We start from the raw sequence: 17,564 nt of genomic DNA on the forward strand, positions 1-17,564 counted from the left end.
AGTAATGAAAGTGATTGGGTGGCTCTTCGGAGCAATCGTGTTTAATCCATTATTATGGTTGGGCGGATTGATGCCCGGAATTAATTACGTGGTACGAATTCACCAGGAACGGCGTCAATGGCGGCAAGCCGTTGACCGGGACTGGTTTGAGGGGCGGCACTTTATCGTGGCCCTTTGTGGGACGCTCCTCCTCGGAATTGGAGGGACGCTTCTGGTGCGGGTGACCGTAAACTGGAAGTGGGTGCTTTTCTTTAGCCTGCTTGCGGGAGGCGTGGCCCTCACTAACTGGTGGCAAAACTTAACACCGCTATTAATCTGCGCTCCGGTAGGGTTAGCACTACTTACTAGGAACGTGGGCGTGCTGCATGCGGTTTTGGTATGTGCGGTGTTTATTTACTTCACCCAGTTGATCCTGAGCTTATTTGGTGGCCGGAAAGTGAGCCCCCGGATGGTGAGAAACCGGCGGCACCACTTTTTTGCCCGGTACGAGTGGCGGGAGACAACCGTCTTACCGGTGATAGTGATGATGGGAACCCGGCATGGGACATTTCCCGTCATCCTGTTTTTGCCGGTCGGAATTCACCGGGTGATTCAGGAAAAGACGCCAACGCCGGTGGTACGCCACCTTCAAGCGGTGACCGCTGTTCAGTGCGGGTTAGCTCTTGGAGGAAGTCTTACTGGAAGCGGGGGGCTTCAGTGGGGGCTAAGTATTGCGTTGGTAGTGGTGAGCTGTTACGATATTGGCAATCAATGGTGGCGAATCCACCATCATTCCCCGGTGGTGACGGCCGCAACGGATGGAATCCGGGTGGTTGCCGTTCATCCGGCAACCCCGGCAGCGCGGATGGGACTCCGGCCGGGTGATATTGTGGTAACGTGCAACGATGTGCCGGTTTACAATCACCGGGAGCTGTACGCGGCCCTGCAACGGAGCGCGGCGTACTGTCGGTTGCGCGTCCGGACAATGACGGGGGACATGAAGTTAGTTGAGAGCAGTTTATATGCGGGCGTTCCTCATGAAGTGGGGATTGTAACGTTTCCCGCAGCGGTTTATTCACGGGTAGGTGAGCTAAAATGAAGGAATCCCGGATTCGCCGGTCAGCACAAGATAAATTTTTATTAGGCGTTTGTGGTGGGTTAGCGGCCCACTGGGGAATTAGGACAAACTACCTGCGTGCAGCATGGGTCGGGGTGACCGTAATCTGCATGTTATTCCCCCGGATGGTTGTTTTACCGGTGGGGCTATACCTGGTATGTTACCTGCTAATGGGGGCGCCGGAAGACGAGGAGCGGTCCCATTCGCAGTCAACGTGGACCGATATGTTTGCTAATCGGACGACCACTTCTGCACGGCAGAAGCGTCAATCAGGAAGAAAGATTATTACTGATGTTCACGAACGGGATGTTCATGAACACCGGGAGGACGATTAACGTGGGTTTTTGGAAACGAATTATTATTAACGCCATTATTTTCTTGGCGGCCGCAGGCTTTTTCCCGGCAGGCTTTCACGTGGCCAACATTTGGGTTGCCCTGGTTGCGGCCGTTGTTTTGAGTGTCCTTAACATGGTGGTTAAGCCGTTGTTGACGGTCATTTCATTACCAATCACTGTCCTAACGCTGGGCCTTTTCTCGTGGGTGATTAATGCGGCGATGCTGGAGTTAACCGCCCTGGTAGTCGGCGGGGCGTTTGCCTTTGCCAACTTTGGGTGGGCGCTCGTAGTGGCGTTAATTATTAGTGCGGTTAACGTGGTAATTACAAACTATTTTGCGGATTAGTGAGGCGAATTAAATGACGGAAAATAAGCGCCGGTTTAAAGTGAAGATTGGCGGCAAGGAATACATCATTATCGGGGAGGCCAGCACGGCCCGGATGAATGCCGTGGTGGGGGTAGTAAACCAGCAATTGGCAGCGATTAAAGAGCAGATGCCCGGAATTTCGGATGAGCGGGCGGCAATTTTGACGGCCGTTAATGCGGTTGCCGACCAGCTTGCGCTCCAACAAAAAGAGAAGGAGTAAATGCCGTTAGGAGGTTGACGGGATGGTTTCCGTAATTATTGTTCTGTTACTATTATTAGCATTGCGGCATGGTTATCGCCGGGGATTGATTCGGGGAATCCTGAATTTTATTAGTGTAATCGTTACGTTCATTATCAGTATCCGGTTATCCGGGACGGTTGGTCATTTTCTGGCGGGAATTTTTCCCGCGGTTGCAAATACCGGGAACTGGCTCTTTTGGCATGTTAATTTAAACTTGATGTTTTATAAGTTCGTTGCGTTCTGGGTGGTAGCGATTATTTGCGGGATTATTGCGCGGTTTGTCATCCGGGCGCTCAACCGGATTGCAAACCTGCCGATTCTCGCAACACTTAACCGGTTAGCGGGAGCGGTGCTGTCATTTTTGACGGCCTACGTGGTTATTTTTGGCGGTCTGCTGTTGTTAAGCGTGTGGCCGGCGGCATCCGTCCGGCAGGCGGTGAATGCATCAACGGTTGCAAACGTCATGTTGACGAAGACCCCGGGGTTGTCGGCCATGACAGCGAATAGCGTTACTCCCGCAGAACAGGGAAATTCTGGTCAGCAACCCGTTATCAACGAACAACAGCCGTAGGGGGACAGATTGATGAATAAGAAAACCCTAGTTACCTTAGAGTATGCAAAAATTAAACAGGCCGTTCGGGAAGAGACGACCACGGCAATGGGTGCACAGCTCGTCGACCAGTTAACCCCCCACGCGGACTTAGCGTGGGTGAAGGAGCAACTGGCTGGGACTCAGGACGGAATGGACGTTCTTCGCTTGAAGGGCGGGATTCCCCTTCCCCAGCTAGTCACGATTACTCCCGCCTTAAAACGGCTCAAGGTGGGCGCTACCCTTAACGGGAAGGAACTGGCCTCAATTGCCCGGGTGCTCCGTGCGGCAAACGAAGTACGGGTGTTTTTTAAGCAGTTGACTGCAGAACAGGATGCGCAGCTGCCGGTTATTTCGCAGCTTCTCAAACAGTTGGTCATCCTTCCCCAAATTGGGAAGCGGTTGATCCGCTCCGTTGAATTTGACGGGCACGTCACCGACGATGCTTCCCCAGAATTAAAGCGGCTGCGGCACCAGATTACCAGCACGGAAGCCAATATCAGGACGGAACTAAACAGTTACACGCACGGAGCAAACGCCAAGTACCTCAGCGATGCGGTTATTACGTTGCGGGACGACCGGTACGTTATTCCGGTGCGGGCAGAAAACCGTGGTCGGTTTGGTGGCGTTGTCCACGATCAGAGTGCATCGGGGCAAACGCTCTTCGTGGAACCAGAACGGATTGTCGCCCTGAACAACCGGCTCCGGCAGCAGCAGTTAGCAGCTGCTGAGGAAGTGCGGCGGATTATGGCGGAATTGTCAGCGCTCCTTGCGCCGTATACGGACGAACTGGCGGCAAACGCAACGGTCTTAGGAAAGCTTGATTTTATTAACGCCAAGGCCCGGTATGCTAAACAACTCCGGGCAACCCAACCAGCCATTTCTCCCGAAAATAACGTGTATCTCCGGCAGGCCTGGCACCCGTTACTGGATGCTAAGCGGGCGGTGAAAAACGACCTCGCGATCGGGGCGGATTACCAGGCAATGGTAATTACCGGTCCCAACACCGGGGGAAAGACGATTACGCTGAAGACGTTTGGGTTAATCCAGCTGATGGGACAGTCTGGGTTGTTTATTCCAGCAGCTGAAGGCAGTCGAATTGGCGTCTTTAGCGATATCTTCGCTGATATTGGGGATGAACAGTCCATCGAGCAAAGCCTTAGTACGTTTTCCGCGCACATGACAAACATCGTGTCAATTATGCGGCAGGCCGATGACCGTGCCCTGGTACTGTTTGATGAACTTGGGGCCGGAACGGACCCCCAGGAAGGGGCGGCGTTAGCGATTGCCATCCTGGATGCGATTGGCGCCCGGGGGAGTTTTGTAGTAGCAACGACGCACTACCCGGAGTTAAAGGCCTACGGGTACGAACGGCCGGGGACGATTAACGCTTCGATGGAATTCGATAGTGAAACGCTTCAGCCGACGTACCACTTGTTAGTTGGAATTCCCGGGCGGAGTAACGCGTTTGATATTGTTCAACGGCTTGGGATGGATCCGACAGTGGTTGCGGCGGCCCGGAATTTAACCGCCGACGATAACCAGGATCTTAATGATATGATTGCTGATTTGGTAGCCAAACGGCGGCGGCTTGAAAATGACCAGGTGGCACTCAGTAAAAACCTCAAGGCAGCCGAGGAGCTGCACGCTGACTTAAGCAAGCGGTTTACCCAGTTTACCAACGAACGCGAGCAACTGATGAACCAGGCCAAACGGTCCGCTAACGAACTGGTTGCCGACGCGAAGAAGAAGGCCAACGCCGTTATTAGTGACTTACGGCGGATGCGGAACGAGCACCACGCTACCGTTAAGGAAGACAAGTTAATTGCGGCCCAGGGGAAGCTGAACGCCTTGGAGCAGAACCCGACGTTAAGAAAGAACCGGGTACTGCGTCGGGCTAAACAACAGCACGCCTTTCATGCCAACGATGACGTTCTTGTTAAGTCGTACGGCCAGCGGGGCGTCCTTCTTCGGAAAGCGGGAAGTCACCAGTGGGAAGTCCAGCTGGGAATCTTGAAGATGAAGATTGACGAGGCGGATTTGGAAAAGGTGAGTGCACCGCGCAAGGAGGCAGCCGGAAAACGGGCCCACACAACCGTCAAGACGGCCCATGCAAGCCACGTCTCACCGACGCTGGACTTACGGGGGGAACGGTACGATGCCGCCATGACGAAGGTTGACCGCTATCTGGATGCAGCCCTTTTGGCCGGGTACCAGTCGGTCACGATTGTGCACGGAAAGGGGACCGGTGCATTGCGGACGGGAATTACGAATTACCTGAAGAACAATGCGGCGGTGAAGAGCTTTAACTTTGCAGCCCCGAATGCGGGCGGAAACGGTGCAACGGTGGTACACTTTAAGTAGTTTCACCGGAAGCATCTGATGTGCCGGAAAATGGGAACTGTGGTATAATTACTTACGAAAAGTAAGAAAGAAGGGGTTAACATGGAAGAGTTAACGACGAAGAATTTTGAAGAAAAAACCGCGCATGGTGTAACGTTTACCGACTTCTGGGCAACGTGGTGTGGTCCGTGCCGGATGCAGGGACCGGTTGTCGAGGAGCTTGACGACGAGATGGGTGACCGCGTGCAGTTTAGTAAGGTCGACGTGGACGAAAATCAGGAGTTAGCCCAGCAGTTTGGGATCATGAGTATTCCGACCATGTTAATTAAGAAGGACGGGAAGGTCGTCGATACGATCGTGGGTTACCACCCAAAGGAAGCCCTGAAGAAGGAAATTGAACAGTACTTGGATTAAACCCGAGTGATAAGCAGGTCAGTGTTGAGAAACGCTGACCTGCTTATTGTATGAATGCACGTGTCGGCCCATGCGGTGATTGTCACGGTGCGGGTTGTTTGGCATAATGGAGTCAGATTAGTTGGAGGGTGATTACGTGAACCAGACAGTTGTTGTTGCAACGGGGAATGCCGGCAAGGCCCGGGAATACGCCGCGCTTTTTGCTGGGAAGGGGTTGACCGTTAAGACGTTAGCGGATTTTGATGACGTTCCGGTGATTCATGAAACGGGTACAACCCTTAAAGAAAACGCCATGATTAAGGCACAAACAATTGCGCGGGCGTTTCAGATTCCTGTTTTGGCGGATGACACGGGGCTGTTTGTCGATGCGTTAAACGGTGAACCCGGGGTGTACACGGCTCGGTATGCTGGTGACCACGATGATACGGCCAACCGGGCAAAGTTGCTGGCAAACCTTGCGGGTGTGCCGGAAGAAAAGCGGACAGCCCACTTTGAAACGGTTATTGTGGGGGTTAAGCCTGATGAAAGTGCACCGTTAATTGCTACTGGGCGGTGCGACGGGCGCATTACGTTGCAGGAACAAGGGGTTGCCGGTTTCGGGTATGATTCGCTTTTTTACTGTCCGGAGGTGCACGCAACGTTTGCGGAGACAACGGTGGCCGAAAAAAACAAGGTCAGTCACCGGGGCCGGGCAATGCGCCACTTGATGACGCAGTTTGACGAGTGGTGGAATTAACGGGAGCGGCGACCATGAGGAAGGAAGCACGGCATATCCGGGGGCGGTTAATCTTTTGGTGCCTCGCCACAATGATTTTATTCGCTGCCAATCTTTTGCTTCAAAGCCAGTTATTGGCATGGGTGGTTTTGATGGCCGTCGGTTGGTGCGCGGTGTTATTGGCTTTATGGTTCTTCACCCTGGTAAAAAAATGGTAGTTAAGAGTTGACAATGGTGGCCGGCTCTGTATAATAGTAAGAGTACTTTTGGTATTGCCCGTTGGTCAAATTGGTTAAGACGTCGCCCTCTCAAGGCGGAGTTACGGGTTCGATCCCCGTACGGGTGATAAGCAGAACGCGTGCGATGGACTGTGGTTAGTCACAGTCCATTCTTTGTAGTATTAGTTACAGCATAAGATTGATATAATAGGGATAGGGATGGAACTATCAGAAAGGAGATCAACATGCTAAGAAGAACTAAGAACCTTTTACGTGCGTACGGTGTTTCTTATGATAAAGAGCACGTTAATCCAATGATGGTACCTGAGCGGGTGTACGTCCTCCGGTTCGGCAAGGACCCGGATAACCTGAATAACCGGTTTATCGTTGATTATAACTACACGATTACTGGGCGGATTAAGATTAATAAGATTTCGTTGCGGCTACACAAACAGGTGCACCCGCGGGAGTTCGCCAACGAAGCGCAACTGTTAAGCTACCTGAAGCGGAAGGCTTACCGCTATACCGGAAAAAAGCAGAGTGAGATGCGCACAGCTAAAAGTAAATAACACGAGTGGATAAAAGCGGTGCTAGGATGATTCCTAGCACCGTTTTTTGTGTTTCCGTTAAGGATGACCATAATTTAAAATAATATTATTTATTGCAACGGTTAGCTAGACTTACGAATTCGTTTTCACTATACTAAAGATAGATGTTGATGAATTTAGTTGAAAGGGTGAGAAGAATGGTTAAGCATAAGGCAATCATGATCGGTGCGGGGTTAGCGAACATGGCGGCGGCCGTGTACCTGATTCAGGAAGGAAAGTGGGCTGGCGAAAACATTACGTTTTACAGTCTTGACGACCACGGCTCCAATGACGGGTCGACCGATAAGGCGCAGGCTGGTGAGTACTGGAACAAGGACTACCCGATGAACAATACCAAGGGCTTTATTGCCCGGGGTGGCCGGATGTTAAACTACCGGACATACGTGGACTTAATGGACCTGTTAGCGCGGGTTCCGTCAGTAACGGAACCGGGAATGACAGCTGCTGAAGATACGCGTGATTTTGACGCCCACCATCGGACGTACGATAAGGCCCGGTTGCTGAAGGGCGGCGTTGGAATTGTCGATGGTGGAAAGCTCGGTTTAAATAATAAGGACCGGCTGTTGCTAACGAAGCTCGTGATGATGCCGGACAGCCAGGAAGAGCGGCTCGATAACGTAACGATTGCCGAGTACTTTAAGGACGACCCGCACATGTTCCAAACAAACTTCTGGTACATGTGGGAAACGACCTTTGCTTTCCGGACGCGGAGTTCTGCACAAGAGTTACGGCGCTACATGCACCAGATGATCTACGAGTTCACCCAAATTGAACACCTAGTGGGGGTTAACCGGACGCGGTATAACCAGTACGAAAGCATCATGCTTCCCCTGATTAAATACTTGCAGGAACAGGGGTGCCACATTGTTCTTAACCGGCGTGTTACGGACTGGGAGTTCAAGGAGACCTCCATGCAGGATGAGATTACTGTTACGGGATTGGTAATGGAAAACACGGAAACGGGGGAAGAGGAGCACGTTGCCGTTGACGACGACACGGCGGTAATCTTTACCAACGGGTCAATTACCGACTCCGCGACGATTGGGGACTTCAACACGCCTGCGCCGGAAAACATGGACTACGGTGCGGCTTCTAGCCTGTGGAAGAAGGCCACCGAGCACTTCTATAACCTCGGGAACCCGGATAAGTTCTTTGCGGACCGTGACGCGAGCGAATGGGTGAGCTTCACGTTGACGACGAATAACCACCTCTTGCTAAACGAAATCACACGGATTACCACCCAGGAACCAGGGAATGCGTTGAACTCCTTTATTTCAACGGAGCCGATTACGCCGCTTGGTCAGGAAGACGTCAACATGTCGATTGTGGTGCACCACCAGCCGCACTTTACGACCCAGAAGCCAAACGAAACCGTTTTGTGGGGCTACTTCCTGTACCCACGGCGGCGCGGTGAGTTTGTGGACAAGCAGTACATTAAGATGACCGGGAAGGAAATGCTTGAGGAATTAATCGGGCAGTTGTCCAAGGTTGATCCGGGCCCGGTCAACATTAAGTCCAAGGAAAAGGAAATTATGGATAGCGTGGTTAACTGCATTCCGGTTTACATGCCGTATGCGTCTGCGTTATTTAACAACCGGGCCAAGAGTGACCGGCCGGAGGTAATCCCGGCAAACTCCACGAACCTGGCGTTTACGGGTGAGTTTGTTGAACAGCCGTACCAGATGATTTTCACTGAGCAGAGTGCTGTTCGTTCCGGGGAAATTGCAGCATTCCACTTTGCAGGGGTGCCGATGAAGCGGTTGGTTAAGACGCCGCGGTACGATAAGGACCCGAAGACGTTGTTGCGAGCAACCAAGAAGATGTTTGAGTAGAAAAATAAGTGACCTGAATGGCGTTCCGAATGGGGCGCCATTTTTTTGAAGAAAAAAGAGGAAATATTGTTGACAATAGGGGAATAAATCAATATACTATAAAAGTCGGTTGATGATTATTGGGCATTAGCCAAACTGGTAAGGCAGCGGACTCTGAATCCGTAATGTACTGGTTCGAATCCAGTATGCCCAATCATTAGGAGTTCACGAAGGTGAGCTCTTTTTTTGTATGTAAAAGGGGGAAAAGTGATGTTTACCCAAACAACAACGCTGTTAAGTCAAATGGTTACGACTGGCGTGGTTCCAGGAATGGAATGGGCGCTAATTCACGGGGAGACGGTAATTAAGCATGTTGAAGGAAAGGCGGCCGTGGTTCCCCAGGATGAACCGCTTCGCCCGGGAATGTTATACGACGTCGCCTCCCTCACAAAGGTAGTGGGAACGACTACGGTCCTGTTACACTTAATGGAAGTTGGCCAGCTAGATGTGGACCAGCCAGTAGTGACGTATCTTCCAGAGTTTTTTGACTCCCGGGTTACGGTGCGGCACCTTTTAACCCACACTGCGGCAATTAGTGGCTATATTCCCCACCGGGATCAGTTGACGGGTCCCCAATTAATTAATGCGTTGATGGGGCTGCACATTGGGGCGCGGTTTGGCCAGCAGGTGCGCTATACGGATTTAGGGTTAATCTTTGCTGGTTTGGTGGTCGAGGCCGTGACGGGAATGCCCGTTCAGGAGGCAATTACGCGTCTTGTTCTTCGGCCGTTAGGGATGCGTCACAGTACGTTTACCCCGAAGAACCCCGCTGAATGCGTTCCGACCGCGGTAATGCCTGACGGAACCGTTTTACGCGGCGTTGTTCACGATCCGAAGGCCCGGCAACTGCAGCGGAGGTGTGGCTCGGCGGGCTTGTTTACAACGCTGGATGATTTGGTTACCTTTTGTCAGTGGCTGATGGCGGATGACCCGCAGCACCCGGTTGTTAACAGTGCACTTATTGACCGCCTCTTTGCTGATTGGACGCCGAACGGAATGCTGGGGCGGTCCTTCGGGTGGGACCTGCGGTATACGCCAACTGGACGCAGATGCCTTCACCATACGGGGTACACTGGACCAATGTTGTTAATTGATAAGCAGGCCCACGACGCACTGATTCTTCTAACTAACCGGGTGCATCCGCGGCAGGATAACCACGCGTTTATTGACCGCCGTGCGGAGGTGGTTCAGGTTTACCTCGCCGAAAAGGAATCGGTTTCATAAATCTGATATAATGGGGAAGAATAACTGCAGGAGGAATGAACGATGAGTGAACCATATTTTTTAACGCCGGCTTTTCAGGAGAAAATGTGGGGTGGCACCCGGCTCCGTGATGAGTTCGGGTATGACCTTCCTAGTGATCATACGGGGGAATGCTGGGCTATTTCCGCCCATCCTCATGGTCCGGCGACGGTGGCCAACGGACCGTACCGGGGAATGACACTTGATCAGGTATGGGCGAAGCACCGGGACGTGTTTGGAAATGCCCAAGGAGACGTGTTTCCGTTACTCACTAAGATTCTGGATGCGAAAATGGACCTTTCCGTTCAGGTCCACACGGATGATGCGTATGCTGAGGAACACGAGCACGAACTAGGGAAAACGGAATGCTGGTACGTGATTAAGGCCGATCCGGGTGCAACGATGATTTACGGTCATCATGCTAAGAGCCGCGCGGAATTACGGGAAATGGTTGAAGCGGGGCAGTGGGACCAGCTCTTCCGGCGGGTTCCCGTCAAGGCGGGCGACTTTCTGTACGTTCCGAGCGGGACTGTCCACGCCATCGGAAAGGGGATTATGGTCCTTGAAACGCAGCAGAGTAGTGACACGACGTATCGTTTTTACGACTTTGACCGCGTTGACCCGACAACGGGTAAAAAACGACCACTGCATATTGAACAGTCCATTGCGGTGGCGAACGTGCCGCACAGTGACCCGCAGTTAAACCGGGAAGAAACCACCGTTGGGGACGTTGCGGTCACGCAATTTGTTAAGACGCCATTCTTTGCGGTTTACCGCTGGCAGGTTAACGATGGCGCTGGCACCTTTGCACGGGGAGAGGCGCCGTACACGCTGGTTTCGGTGCTGGATGGAGCCGGGAGCATCACGGTTGATGGAACTGCTTATTCCCTGCAAAAAGGACAACACTTTATTCTGCCTAATGACGTAAAGCGCTGGACGCTGGCAGGAAACTTGATGGTAATTGCGTCGGAGCCGGGAGTGCGGGCGTAAAAGTGCATATTAAAACCGGCTGAAAGCACAGGAGCTTTCAGCCGGTTTATTTTTAGTATGTCGGTTTAATTTCTAATGCTTCCGCCGCACTCAGATCCGCATCAGGATACTTCCGTTTCAAGGCAGTGATGAGCAGGCGTTTGGCGAGTTCGCCGTTCCTGGCAAGCACCGGCCCGTGGAAATACGTACAGAAGGTGTTCTTGTGGATGGCCCCCTCCGTACCGTCCTGCCCGTTATTGCCATGGCCTTCAATGACCTGGCCCAGGGGTCGTTCACCTTTTCCGAGGAAGGTCATTCCGTTATGGTTCTCAAACCCGTGGTAGATTTGTCCGGTTTCGGCGTTTTTAATCTTAATGTCGCCGATAAAGCGGTTATTTTCCTGGGTTTCAGTCCGGTGATCGAGGGCGTGAATGCCCTTGATCTTAGTGCCGTCCGCCCCGACGTAGTATTCGCCGAGAAGCTGATAACCGCCACAAACGGCGAGCATCGGGCCATCGGCTTCAATGTACCGAATAATGGCATCCTTCTTGGCCTGAATGTCATCAGAAACAACCTTTTGTTCCAGGTCCTGACCACCACCGAAAAGTACCAGATCGGTGCTGTCCGGATCAAACTGCTGGTCGAGGGAAACAACTTCGGGCGTAATGTGGGTGTCCATTTGCTTAGCGTAGTATTGAAGCGTCAGGATGTTGCCAATATCGCTGTACGTATTAAGCAGGTTCCCGTATAGGTGGGTTAGGTGTAACTCGTATTTCATTACTTCATCTCCCCGTTAATGTATCCTTCACTAGCAAGCAGGGCGCGGAGCTGTAACACCGCGGTGTACGTTGCGAGGACGTACACGTGCTTGGTCGGCATCTGCTTGATTGCCGCAACCACGTCCTTGAGGTTCTCCTTATGGGCGAAGTGTTCTTCCGGAACGCCAGCTACCCGCAGGCGGAAAGTAATATCCCGGTACCGTTCGCCGCCGGTGAGAACTGATGGGATTCGCTCAAACGGCAAATCTTCAAACCGGCCGTCCCAAATCCAACTGGTATCAATTCCGTCAGCGTAGTTTGCGTTCAATAATACTGCCAGTGAGAACGGCTCGTTATCGGTTTTAATCATTTGGAGCACCTGGTCCAATCCCACCGGGTTTTTAACGAGGATAAGCGTAACGTCCTTGTCATCAAGGTGGATAACTTCCTGGCGGCCAAAGACCTTCTTGTCGTCAGCGCTGAGTTGATGAACGATTTCTTCCGGTGAAACGCCCATCTCCCGGGCAACGGCGTACGCGGCCAGGGCATTGTAGATGTTGTACGTACCGCCAATGTGAAGGTTGATTTCATGATCGTTAATCATAAACGTTGACGACTGCGGTGTTTGGTTAGTAATTGCCGTTACCTGGTAGGTGAGGACCGGGCGGTGAAAATCGCAGTGGGGACAGAAGTACTTCCCAAGATTGCCGTAAACCAGCTCCTTGTACCGCAGAATATGGTGGCACCGGGGACACAGTAGTCCGTCCGTGTTCGCGGGGGCGTCCTGAATTTCGTCAGGTTGATCCGCAAACCCGTAGTACACGATTTTATTTGGTAAATCAACGCTATTAAAGATGGGGGCATCCCCGTTGGCAATGATGAGCGCATCGGGGTGCATGCGAACGCCCTTAAGAATCTTGTTGTACGTGGTGTAAATTTCACCGTAGCGGTCTAACTGGTCACGGAAAAGGTTCGTGAAGACGTATGCCTTAGGGCTAACGTACTGCGAAATTAACGGGACGTTCGCCTCGTCGGTTTCGATGACCGCGAGTTGTTTGCCGTTCTTGGTTTTGCGGTTGGTCAAAAACGCCGTAACAATTCCCTGCATCATGTTTGACCCGCTGGGGTTTGTTAGGATGTGTGGGAAGGCCGGGCGGAGCGCCTTCACCGTTAAGTTAGTGGTGAGGGTTTTGCCGTTTGTTCCCGTGATAATGATGACCTCGTAGTTTTTAGCCAGTGTTGTTAGTACGGCCGGATCAATCTTAAGCGCCAACCCGCCGGGAAACGAGGTTCCGCCGCGATGAAGAACATCGTGGAGGAAACGGTATGACGATTTTCCGGCAAAGGCTGCAAGTGAACTTCTAAGTGTCATGCCTCTGTTCCTTTCGTATCAAAAAGCTTCCCCTGAATTTTATCATAAAACGAATGCGCCGGCGGGATCAGACCACCAGCTGGTGCATTTTAGCGTAAAATCAGCTATACTTAGACGGAAAGACTGATAGAGGATGTGAAGTAGGGTGGCACAGCTTTTTTTCCGGTACGGTGCGATGAATAGTGGGAAAACCATTGAGATTCTAAAGGTGGCCCATAACTACGAAGAAGAAGGTAAGCAGGTCATCATCATGACGAGTAGTGTTGATGATCGTGCGGGCCAGGGAGTAATTGCGAGCCGGATTGGATTAAAGCGGAAGGCGGAGATTATTTACCCGGAAACGAACGTCTTCGAATACGTGAAGGCGGCTCCCGGAAAAATTTCATGCGTGTTGATTGATGAAGCTGAGTTTCTCCAGCGGCACCACATCATGGAACTGACGAAAATCGTTGACGAACTGGGAATTCCGGTCATGACGTTTGGGTTAAAAAACGACTTCCGCAACGAGCTCTTTGAGGGAACCAAGTACCTCCTTTTGTATGCCGACAAGATTGAGGAAATGAAGACGATTTGCTGGTTCTGCGAACGGAAGGCAACGATGAATCTTCGGGTTAATGAGGGCCACCCCGTTTACGACGGTGAACAAATTCAAATTGGGGGTAATGAAGCGTACTATCCCGTTTGTCGTGAACACTACTTCCACCCTAATAAGGAATTAATTCACCAGAACGCAAAGGAGGACCACGAGTAACATGGATAAGTTGTTTGACCGGTTACAAATGTTAGCGGACCGGTATGAAGAATTGGGCGGGTTGCTGTCAGATCCGGACGTTATTGCCGACACCAAGCGGTTTACGAAGCTGTCCAAGGAAATGGCTGACCTGAAGGAGACCGTTGAAAAGTATGACCGGTACAAGAAGGTTGTTCAGCAGATCAAGGACGACGAGGAAATGCTTGACGCGGGCATGGATGACGATGAAATGACGGCCATGGTTAAGGAAGAGCTGGCAACCTCTAAGGAAGAAAAGGAGCGGCTTGAAGATGAAATTAAGATCCTGCTGATCCCGAAGGATCCGAACGATGATAAAAACATCATCATGGAAATCCGGGGAGCTGCTGGTGGGGATGAAGCGAGCCTCTTTGCCGCCGATCTCTTCTCGATGTACAGCAAATACGCTGAGCGACAGGGCTGGAAGTTCCAGGTGATTGATAAGAACCAAACCGAAGTGGGGGGCTTCAAGGAAGTCGCAATTTTGATTAGTGGTAACCAGGTCTACTCGAAGTTAAAGTATGAAAGTGGGGCCCACCGGGTTCAGCGGGTGCCGGTCACCGAATCAGCTGGGCGGGTGCACACCTCGACGGCAACGGTGGTCGTTATGCCGGAAGAAGAGGACGTTGAGATTGAAATTGACCCGAAGGACATCCGGGTTGACGTATACCGGTCCTCCGGGGCTGGTGGACAGCACATTAACAAGACGTCGTCTGCCGTCCGGATGACCCACTTACCGACGGGAATTGTCGTTGCGATGCAGGATGAGCGTTCCCAGCAGCAAAATCGGGCGAAGGCCATGCAGATCCTAAAAGCGCGGGTGTACGACTACTACGCAACGAAGGAACAAAACGAGTACGACGAAAACCGGAAGTCCGCCGTGGGAACCGGGGACCGTTCAGAGCGGATTCGGACGTATAACTATCCCCAAAACCGGGTGACGGATCACCGGATTGGGTTGTCCCTAAACAAATTAGACCGGATTATGAACGGCGAGCTTGAGGAAATCATCGATGCCCTCGTTCTTTACGACCAAACCAAGGCGCTGGAAGAGCTCCAAAATGATTAGCCAGCCGACGTATTTTGAAGCCCAGCAGTGGGCTTTTTCTTATGTTAAAGCCCATAACGGTTACCGGGAGGATGCAACGTGGCTGTTACGCGCTCCCCATGAGTGGGATGAAACCGCATTGCTCGTACACCTGCGGGATTCTATGCCCCTTGCTGAGTGGCAGCAGTACCAAACCAACGTCCAGCGGGTGTGTGCGGGGTGGCCGCCCCAGCAACTTGTCGGAAAGGCGCCTTTTTTTGGGCGGTGGTTTACCGTTACGGGAAATACGCTGATTCCCCGGGTAGAAACTGGCGACCTAGTTGAATGGCTTCTTGCAGATTACCCGGAAAACGAAGAAAAGCGGGTTGTTGACCTTGGAACGGGGAGTGGCAACATCGGAATTACGTTGAAGCTAGCCCACCCCAAATGGCAGGTAACGTTAACGGATATTTCACCGCAGGCTGCGCGGGTGGCAGAGACCAATGCCCACCGGTTAGGCGCAGCCGTTAACGTGGTGGTCGGCGACTTGATCGCCCCGTTAACCGGGCAGTTCGACGTGCTGGTGATGAACCCGCCGTACATTGCACCGAGCGAGCAAGCGCAGATGGACGCAAGTGTGCTGGAACACGAACCTGCTCAGGCCCTCTTTGCTCCGGAAAACGGGTTGGCAGTGTACCGGCGGTTAGCAGTAGAAGCGCCGCGGGTTTTACTCCCCCACGGGCGGATTTACCTTGAAATTGGTTGGCATCAGGGAGAAGCAGTCCGGCAACTTTTTGAAACCCAACTGCCGGCCGCACAGGTAACGGTGCGCCAGGATGAGGCGGGGCATGACCGCATGGTGCGGGTGTGTTTATAGTAGAAATGAATACGGTGAAAGGAAGCAGTACTAATGATGATTACGCGGATTTATCAACCAGATGAATACGAAGCGGCGGCCAAGGAGATTCAACTCGGCGAGCTGATCGCCTTCCCAACGGAAACGGTCTACGGCCTTGGCGCGGACGCCACCAATGAACAGGCGGCTAAGCGGGTGTACCTGGCAAAGGGGCGGCCATCCGACAACCCGTTAATCGTGACGGTGAGTTCGCAGGCGATGATGGAACGCTTTACCGGTCCGGTGGATGCGCGGGCACAGCGCTTGATTGATCATTTCTGGCCGGGTTCTTTGACACTGATTTTTAACGTCGCTCCGGGGAAGCTATCAAAGACGGTAACGGGAGGACTTACCACGGCGGCGTTCCGGTGTCCCGCAAACGAAACAACCCGCAAAATGATTGCGGCAGCAGACACGCCAATTGTTGGACCGTCTGCCAATACTTCGGGAAAACCAAGCCCGACTACGGCCCAACATGTTTACCACGACATGAACGGCCGGATCGCGGGAATTATTGATGACGGCCCGACAAAGGTGGGGGTGGAATCAACCATCCTTGACTTAAGCAAGGACCAGCCAACGGTGCTTCGGCCCGGCGCGGTTACCCCGGAGGAAATTGAAAGTGTCCTTGGTGGTCCGGTCTTAGCTGATAACCACCATGTTGGTAAGACTGAAATTCCTAAGGCCCCGGGGATGAAGTATAAGCATTACGCTCCGGCTGCCCAGGTGCTGATTGTTGCTGCTGATCAGTGGCCGGAAGCATTGCGGTGGGCCGACCAGCAGGAGAAAACGGTTGGTATAATGGCCTCAGCTTCGATTGGGAAACAAACAACCCACCCGTTCTTTGACTTAGGAGCGGACGTGACGACGGCCAGCCACCGCCTTTTTGCGGGACTCCGGTATTTTGATAGTGACGAACCGGTTGATTACATCCTCGCCCCAGCATATCCGGAAGAGGGGTTAGGGATGGCGTACATGAACCGGTTACGAAAAGCAGCGGGGAACCAATTTTTTAATGCCTAGTATGGTATGATTATGGTGATTAAACCGGTACCGTGATGCCGGGATAGGAGCGTGACAGCATGAAAAACTTTACGGTGGTTGACCACCCGTTGATTCAGCACAAACTGACGATTATCCGGGATAAGGATTGCAGCACTAACCAGTTTCGGCAGTGCGTGACCGAAATAGCCCGGTTGATGACGTACGAAGCGACCCGGGACTTTCCGTTGGAGAACGTTTCGGTAACGACGCCAATGGGAACGGCAACGGAAAAGAAGCTTGGTGGCAAGAAACCGGTTGTGGTTCCGATTTTACGGGCTGGAATGGGAATGCTGGATGGCGTGTTAGACATGCTTCCGTCTGCCCGGGTCGGATTTATCGGAATGCAGCGGGATGAGGAAACCCTGATTCCTGAAGAGTACTATGCTAAGTTTCCCAAAAAGCTTGGTGACCGGCAGGTAATCATTATTGATCCAATGCTGGCTACGGGAGGTTCCGCAATGATGGCGGTTGAAGCACTCAAGAAACGGGGCGCTAAGCGGATCAAGTTCTTAAGCCTCGTGGCGGCGCCTGAAGGGGTTAATAAGCTGATGGCTGCCCATCCTGACATTGAATTGTACACGGCGGCGCTTGACGACCACCTTAACGAAATTGGGTACATTGTCCCGGGACTGGGCGATGCGGGCGACCGGTTATACGGAACGGTTGATGTGAATTAAAGTAATAATTTCCG

At 52.3% G+C, this 17,564-nt stretch carries 20 protein-coding genes and 2 tRNA genes; 20 read left to right on the plus strand and 2 right to left on the minus strand.

Annotated elements, in window-relative coordinates; all coding sequences use genetic code 11:
• Nucleotides 1-4 precede the first annotated feature (4 nt).
• The 15 genes from QOR60_RS00680 to manA all read left to right on the plus strand — a co-directional run bounded on the left by QOR60_RS00680 (nt 5) and on the right by manA (nt 11,029).
• Complete coding sequence (locus QOR60_RS00680) at nt 5-1,078, plus strand: PDZ domain-containing protein (RefSeq protein WP_283581438.1); 1,074 nt, start codon at nt 5-7, stop codon at nt 1,076-1,078.
• A complete protein-coding gene (locus tag QOR60_RS00685; protein ID WP_283581439.1) occupies nt 1,075-1,431 on the plus strand; it encodes a PspC domain-containing protein in 357 nt (118 codons plus the stop codon). Before QOR60_RS00680 ends, QOR60_RS00685 begins: the two co-directional genes overlap by 4 nt.
• Before the next feature lies 1 nt (nt 1,432).
• Nucleotides 1,433-1,777, plus strand: coding sequence for a phage holin family protein (locus QOR60_RS00690; RefSeq protein WP_283581440.1), 345 nt, complete (start codon nt 1,433-1,435; stop codon nt 1,775-1,777).
• 13 nt (nt 1,778-1,790) lie between these two features.
• Nucleotides 1,791-2,018, plus strand: coding sequence for a cell division protein ZapA (locus tag QOR60_RS00695; RefSeq protein WP_283581441.1), 228 nt, complete (start codon nt 1,791-1,793; stop codon nt 2,016-2,018).
• Nucleotides 2,019-2,040: 22 nt separating this feature from the next.
• Nucleotides 2,041-2,610: a CvpA family protein gene (locus QOR60_RS00700; RefSeq protein ID WP_283581442.1), complete on the plus strand. Its 570-nt coding sequence runs from the start codon at nt 2,041-2,043 to the stop codon at nt 2,608-2,610.
• Between the two features lie 12 nt (nt 2,611-2,622).
• On the plus strand, nt 2,623-4,992 hold the full coding sequence (locus tag QOR60_RS00705) for an endonuclease MutS2 (protein WP_283581443.1): 2,370 nt from the start codon (nt 2,623-2,625) through the stop codon (nt 4,990-4,992).
• An 81-nt stretch (nt 4,993-5,073) separates the two neighbouring features.
• The gene (trxA, locus tag QOR60_RS00710; protein ID WP_283581444.1) at nt 5,074-5,385 is read left to right on the plus strand and encodes a thioredoxin; all 312 of its coding nucleotides are present in this window, start codon (nt 5,074-5,076) and stop codon (nt 5,383-5,385) included.
• Nucleotides 5,386-5,521: 136 nt separating this feature from the next.
• The gene (locus tag QOR60_RS00715; protein WP_283581445.1) at nt 5,522-6,121 is read left to right on the plus strand and encodes an XTP/dITP diphosphatase; all 600 of its coding nucleotides are present in this window, start codon (nt 5,522-5,524) and stop codon (nt 6,119-6,121) included.
• A 14-nt stretch (nt 6,122-6,135) separates the two neighbouring features.
• Complete coding sequence (locus QOR60_RS00720; protein WP_283581446.1) at nt 6,136-6,318, plus strand: hypothetical protein; 183 nt, start codon at nt 6,136-6,138, stop codon at nt 6,316-6,318.
• Between the two features lie 55 nt (nt 6,319-6,373).
• Nucleotides 6,374-6,446 (plus strand) — tRNA-Glu (locus tag QOR60_RS00725).
• A gap of 117 nt (nt 6,447-6,563) precedes the next feature.
• Nucleotides 6,564-6,887: a hypothetical protein gene (locus QOR60_RS00730; protein ID WP_283581447.1), complete on the plus strand. Its 324-nt coding sequence runs from the start codon at nt 6,564-6,566 to the stop codon at nt 6,885-6,887.
• 176 nt (nt 6,888-7,063) lie between these two features.
• The gene (locus tag QOR60_RS00735; protein WP_283581448.1) at nt 7,064-8,758 is read left to right on the plus strand and encodes an oleate hydratase; all 1,695 of its coding nucleotides are present in this window, start codon (nt 7,064-7,066) and stop codon (nt 8,756-8,758) included.
• Between the two features lie 120 nt (nt 8,759-8,878).
• Nucleotides 8,879-8,951, plus strand: a tRNA-Gln gene (locus tag QOR60_RS00740).
• Nucleotides 8,952-9,007: 56 nt separating this feature from the next.
• Entirely contained in the window at nt 9,008-10,021 is a 1,014-nt protein-coding gene (locus QOR60_RS00745) for a serine hydrolase domain-containing protein (protein ID WP_283581449.1), read from the plus strand.
• A 42-nt stretch (nt 10,022-10,063) separates the two neighbouring features.
• On the plus strand, nt 10,064-11,029 hold the full coding sequence (gene manA / locus QOR60_RS00750; protein WP_283581450.1) for a mannose-6-phosphate isomerase, class I: 966 nt from the start codon (nt 10,064-10,066) through the stop codon (nt 11,027-11,029).
• Between the two features lie 52 nt (nt 11,030-11,081).
• On the opposite strand, the gene QOR60_RS00755 is transcribed toward manA, so the two are convergent.
• Both QOR60_RS00755 and QOR60_RS00760 read right to left on the minus strand, forming a co-directional pair.
• Nucleotides 11,082-11,786, minus strand: coding sequence for a type 1 glutamine amidotransferase (locus tag QOR60_RS00755; RefSeq protein WP_283581451.1), 705 nt, complete (start codon nt 11,784-11,786; stop codon nt 11,082-11,084).
• Complete coding sequence (locus tag QOR60_RS00760; RefSeq protein ID WP_283581452.1) at nt 11,786-13,138, minus strand: Mur ligase family protein; 1,353 nt, start codon at nt 13,136-13,138, stop codon at nt 11,786-11,788. The genes QOR60_RS00755 and QOR60_RS00760 overlap by 1 nt, the downstream gene beginning before the upstream one ends.
• Before the next feature lie 145 nt (nt 13,139-13,283).
• Between QOR60_RS00760 and QOR60_RS00765 the strand changes: the two genes are divergently transcribed.
• Genes QOR60_RS00765 through upp form a run of 5 tightly spaced genes read left to right on the plus strand, consistent with a single transcriptional unit; the run spans nt 13,284 to nt 17,550 of the window.
• Complete coding sequence (locus QOR60_RS00765) at nt 13,284-13,889, plus strand: thymidine kinase (RefSeq protein ID WP_283581453.1); 606 nt, start codon at nt 13,284-13,286, stop codon at nt 13,887-13,889.
• A gap of 1 nt (nt 13,890) precedes the next feature.
• Complete coding sequence (gene prfA, locus QOR60_RS00770) at nt 13,891-14,976, plus strand: peptide chain release factor 1 (protein WP_283581454.1); 1,086 nt, start codon at nt 13,891-13,893, stop codon at nt 14,974-14,976.
• Nucleotides 14,969-15,811: a peptide chain release factor N(5)-glutamine methyltransferase gene (prmC, locus tag QOR60_RS00775; protein ID WP_283581455.1), complete on the plus strand. Its 843-nt coding sequence runs from the start codon at nt 14,969-14,971 to the stop codon at nt 15,809-15,811. The genes prfA and prmC overlap by 8 nt, the downstream gene beginning before the upstream one ends.
• Nucleotides 15,812-15,844: 33 nt before the next feature.
• Complete coding sequence (locus tag QOR60_RS00780) at nt 15,845-16,852, plus strand: L-threonylcarbamoyladenylate synthase (protein ID WP_283581456.1); 1,008 nt, start codon at nt 15,845-15,847, stop codon at nt 16,850-16,852.
• 59 nt (nt 16,853-16,911) lie between these two features.
• A complete protein-coding gene (gene upp, locus QOR60_RS00785) occupies nt 16,912-17,550 on the plus strand; it encodes a uracil phosphoribosyltransferase (RefSeq protein ID WP_283581457.1) in 639 nt (212 codons plus the stop codon).
• The last annotated feature ends 14 nt before the right edge of the window (nt 17,551-17,564 follow it).

Source organism: Ligilactobacillus hohenheimensis, assembly GCF_947381805.1.
Taxonomy (GTDB): domain Bacteria; phylum Bacillota; class Bacilli; order Lactobacillales; family Lactobacillaceae; genus Ligilactobacillus; species Ligilactobacillus hohenheimensis.